Source organism: Leptolyngbya sp. GB1-A1 (assembly GCF_039962475.1).
Lineage (GTDB): Bacteria > Cyanobacteriota > Cyanobacteriia > Elainellales > Elainellaceae > Leptolyngbya_A.
The window spans coordinates 1-5,001 of record NZ_JAMPLI010000108.1 but is presented as its reverse complement, the minus strand read 5'-3'; the positions used below and the strand labels follow the sequence as shown (position 1 = coordinate 5,001).

The following is a 5,001-nucleotide window of genomic DNA, read 5'->3' as shown; positions in this document are numbered from 1 at the left end:
CTACTAGCAGCAATACAAGCAGGATTAATTCAACCTCTGTCTGACTTGGATGAAGACTTGTTGGTTCAAGAGTATAAGTTTCTGCACGATCGCGTTCAGCAAGCGGCTTATGCTTTGATTGATGAATCGCAGAAACAGGTTGTGCATCTCCAAATCGGTGGCAATTTGCTCGAAAAAACTTCACCAGAGCAACGATCTGATCGGTTGTTTGAAATCATCGATCATCTCAATCAAGGACTTGAGCTAGTCACTGCTCGATCAGAACGAACTGAAATTGCCAGATTGAACTTAAGGGCAGGTCAGAAAGCAAAGGCAGCAACGGCTTATGAAGCAGCTTTTAAGTATTTCACTATAGGGCTTAAACTCCTCAATTCAGAGAGTTGGCTCAGTGAGTATGACCTCACCTTAGCGTTGTACTCAGAAGCAGCAGAAGCGGCGTATCTCCAGGGTTGCTTTGATGAGATGGAACGGTTGGTAGAAGTGGTACTCGATCGTGCCAAAACAGTGGTTGACAAAGTGCAGGTTTACGATAGCAAAATTCAAGGATATTTGTCGCAGGGCAACCTGAAAGAAACACTCAAAACTGGATTGGAAGCGTTAAAGCTCCTGGGAATAGATTTAATAGAAAATCCAAGTCAGTTAGATATTCAAAGGGAATTGGAGTCAACGGCTGCATTACTCGCTGAGCGAGAAATCGAAGACTTGAGTAATTTACCAGAGATTGCTGCACCAGAACCACTGGCAGCTATAACAATCTTATCGAATATCGGGTCTGCTGCATTTATAACGTTACCAGCACTGTGGATACTGATTATATGCAAAACGGTAAATTTATCAATCAACTACGGTAATGCTATCTGGTCACCGATGTATTATGCTGCCTACGGATTTGTTCTATGTGGAGTTGTTCAAGACATTGAACTCGGCTATAAATTTGGTCAATTGGCTCTTACCTCAGCAGAACGATTGAATAACAAAAGAGGCAAGGCTAGAACCCTAAGGTTTTCGGGTACCCATATCCTGCAATGGAAGGTGCATCTTAGGAACATAATACCAATGCTGGCTGATACCTATCAAAGTGGAGTGGAAACTGGAGACTTTGAATGTGCTGGTTATGCTGCCTATAACATATGCTATAACTCGTTTTCTGCTGGAGAGGAACTCACCCAACTGGAACAAAAAACAGCAACCTATAGCAAAGCGACCAATCAAATCAGACGGAAAAGCCCCTCGAATTGGCTTGCAATAGTGTGGCAGACAATTCTTAATTTGTTAGATAGATCTGAGAATCCCAGTCGCTTAGTTGGTCGGGTTTGTAATGAAGAGGAGGCGTTATCACACGCTATTGCAGTTAAAGATAGAACTGTAATTCAAATACTCTATTTACACAAAGTCATGTTGTGTTATCTATTTGAAGAACACCATCAAGCTGTACAGACTGCTATTTTGGCAAGGCAACATTTTGAAGAGGTGTCAGCAATAATAAGTCTACCTATATTCTGTTTCTATCATTCGCTGGCGCTTTTGAGCCTATTGCTCGATGCTTCAAACTCTGAAAAAGCAGCTTGGCTAAACTGCGTTAACACCAACCAAGAAAAAATGCAGAAATGGGCAGAACACGCCCCAATGAATTATTTACATAAATTTTATCTAGTCGAAGCAGAGAAAGCACGAGTCTTAAGGCAATTTCTTGAGGCTGAAGAGTTTTATGAACAGGCGATTCAAGGAGCCAGAGAAAATGAATATATCCAGGAAGAGGCGTTAGCATACGAATTGGCTGCAAAACATTATCTAGCGCGAGGTCGGGAAAAGATTGCTCAGATCTACATGAAAGAAGCACACTACTGCTATGAAAGATGGGGCGCAACTGCTAAAGTCAAAGATTTAGAAAAACGCTATCCACAACTACTCAATTCCAACCTGATTCGGCAATCGAACTCAATCTTGACCGCTAAAACGACCCTTCATCCGACTGCGGCGATCGATTTGGCTGCGGTAATGAAAGCAGCTCAAGCTCTTTCAGAAATAATCCATCTCGATCAATTGATCGCCACGTTAATGCAGGTGGTGATAGAAAATGCCGGAGCCGAAACAGGCGTTCTAGTGCTCCTAGAAGACGATCAACTCACTGTGGTGGCTCAGTGTAGTGGGAGTAGACAGTGCAACCTGGAAAAGATCGCTGTTACTGACTGTGCAACGATTCCTGTCCCCGTCATTTACTCAGTAGAACGTACTCAAGAAACTCTGGTGTTTGATGATGCAGTCAGTGAACCATCTTTTTTGACTGATCCTTATATTCAAAAGCAACAGACGCGATCGCTCCTGTGTATGCCAATTCTCAAGCAAAGTCAGATGATCGGCATCCTTTATCTGGAGAACAATCTCAGTACCGGAGTGTTTACCCGCGATCGCTTACAAGTCCTCAAACTGTTGATGGCTCAGGCAGCAATTTCACTGGAGAATGCTCGGTTATATGAACAGTTAGCAGACTATACCGAAACATTGGAAAGGAAGGTAGAAGAGCGAACTCAATCCCTACAGCAGGAAATCGCTGAACGTCTACAGACCGAAGCCGCATTGAGACAAAGTGAAGCGAATTATCGCAACCTGCTACAAACCGCGAATTCCGTTATCATTCGCTATGACACGCAAGGACGAATTCACTACATCAACGATTATGGAGTGAAATTGTTGGGCTATGAAGAACATCAGATTTTAGGGCGAACCCTATTTGAAACCATCATTCCAGACATCGAAACCTCTGGACGCGATGTCAAACCCCTTGTTCATAATTTACTTCGCAATCCTCAATCGTACCCGCAAAGCGAGGGTGAAAACCTGTGTCGAGACGGTCGACGAGTTTGGATGTCCTGGTCGAATCAAGCCATCTTCAATGAACAGGGAGAGGTCGTTGAAATCTTATCGGTGGGCAATGACACCACCCAGCGTAAACAAGCAGAAGAGGCTCTACAACGCAGTGAAGCTAAATTCCGAGCTATCTTTGCAAACTCCCAGGTTGGCATCTACCGCACCCGCATTGGTGATGGGTTAATTCTCAATGCCAATCAATGCTTTGCCAATCTGTATGGCTTTGACTCACCAGAGGAGATCATTGGGATTGAACACACCGCAGGCTACTATGTCAATCCCAGCGATCGCCAACAATTCCTTGAGTTGCTGAAGCGGGATGGGGAAGTGCGAAACTTTGAAGCCCAGGTGCGGAAACGAGATGGGACATTGTTTTGGGTACTTTTCTCTTCTTATCTGAATGCAGCCGATGGATACATCGAAGGGGTGGTTGTAGATATTAGCGATCGCAAACAGGCAGAAGCCGCGCTGCAAGCCTCTGAAGCAGAACTGCGAGCGCTCTTCTCAGCCATTCCCGATCCGCTGTGTGTTTACAATGCTGAAGGGCAAGTGATCGACGCAATCCCAGGAAATCCATCCTATGGAGAGGAGTATATAAAGGAATATATTGGTAAAACACTGCATCAACTCTATGCCAAGGAACAAGCTGATGAATTCCTGAATTATATTCAGCAGGTGGTGAAAACCCAACAAGTACTCACCGTTGAATACACTGAATGCCAGTGGATAGCTGGACGAGAAGTCTGGTTTTCGGCTCGCATTGCCCCGATTCGGCACGAACAGGTGATTTGGTTGGCGCGAGACATTACGCTGCAAAAGCAAGCAGAAGCAGCCTCAATTTTAGAGGAGCGCAACCGCATGGCACGCGAAATTCACGACACACTCGCTCAGTCGTTTACAGGCATTCTGGCTCAGGTCGGAGCTGCAAGCCAAGTGCTAACGGATGATGTAGAAGCAACTGGGGCACATCTAGACCTGATCAAAGAATTGGCGCGAACTGGACTGGCTGAAGCACGTCGATCGGTCGTCGCGCTGCGTCCTCAGCTTTTGGAAGAAGGCAATTTACAGAGCGCTCTCCATCGTCTCATCGCTCAGACTAGAGCTGCCGCAATGGATACTACTTTGCACTATGAGATCGAGGGGGCAGTGTATGCTCTCCCTACTGAAGTCGAGAATAATCTACTGCGGATGGGGCAGGAAGCATTAACCAATGCGATTAAACATGCCAATGCTGATGAAATTCGAGTGGAGCTAGTCTACGATCGCGATCAGGTTTGCTTGCGCGTGAGAGACAATGGGCAGGGCTTTGGAGTGGGGAATATTCCAGCCTCTGAGGGTTTTGGCTTACTCGGCATGAGCGAACGGGCAGAGCGCATCGGCGCACAACTCACGATTGGAAGTCAACCTGGGCAGGGAACAGAAATTATTGTCACCGTCAATCGGAAGTAGCATCACGATGAGCCAAGCCACAACCATTCGAGTTCTAATTGCGGACGATCATGCCATTTTTCGGCAAGGATTAGCCACGATTATTAACCGTGACCCAGATATGCAGGTGATTGCCCAAGCCGAAAATGGGGAACAGGCGATCGCTCTATTTGGGGAACACCAACCGGATGTCACACTCATGGATCTGCGAATGCCGGAAGTAGGAGGAGTTGCCGCCATCGGCGTAATTTGTGCTGCTGCTAAATCCGCTCGGATTATTGTACTAACCACATATGATAGTGACGAAGATATTTATCGGGGATTGCAGGCAGGCGCAAAAGGATATCTATTGAAAGAAACTGAACCGGACGAGCTTCTGAATGCCATTCGTACCGTTCATCGGGGGCAGAAGTACATTCCGCCCGATGTGGGAGCAAAGTTGGTACAGCACCTCAGCAATCCAGAACTGAGTGAACGAGAACTGGCGGTACTCCGTTCACTAGCACAGGGGATGAGTAATGCCGATATTGCGACTGCTTTGAGCATCGGTGAAGGTACTGTCAAATCTCATGTCAATCGCATTTTGAATAAATTAGATGTTAGCGATCGCACTCAAGCTGTGATTGTTGCTGTTAAACGCGGCATTGTGAATTTGTAGGATGTACTTTCGATCGAATTCGGATTCTAACTTAAGTTAGAGCCAGC

At 45.9% G+C, this 5,001-nt stretch carries 2 protein-coding genes; both read left to right on the top strand.

The window, feature by feature from the left end:
- The first annotated feature begins 462 nt into the window (after positions 1 to 462).
- The gene (locus NDI45_RS30580) at positions 463 to 4,317 is read left to right on the top strand and encodes a PAS domain S-box protein (RefSeq protein WP_348250042.1); all 3,855 of its coding nucleotides are present in this window, start codon (positions 463 to 465) and stop codon (positions 4,315 to 4,317) included.
- Between the two features lie 7 nt (positions 4,318 to 4,324).
- The gene (locus NDI45_RS30575) at positions 4,325 to 4,954 is read left to right on the top strand and encodes a response regulator transcription factor (protein ID WP_348250041.1); all 630 of its coding nucleotides are present in this window, start codon (positions 4,325 to 4,327) and stop codon (positions 4,952 to 4,954) included.
- Positions 4,955 to 5,001 lie beyond the last annotated feature (47 nt).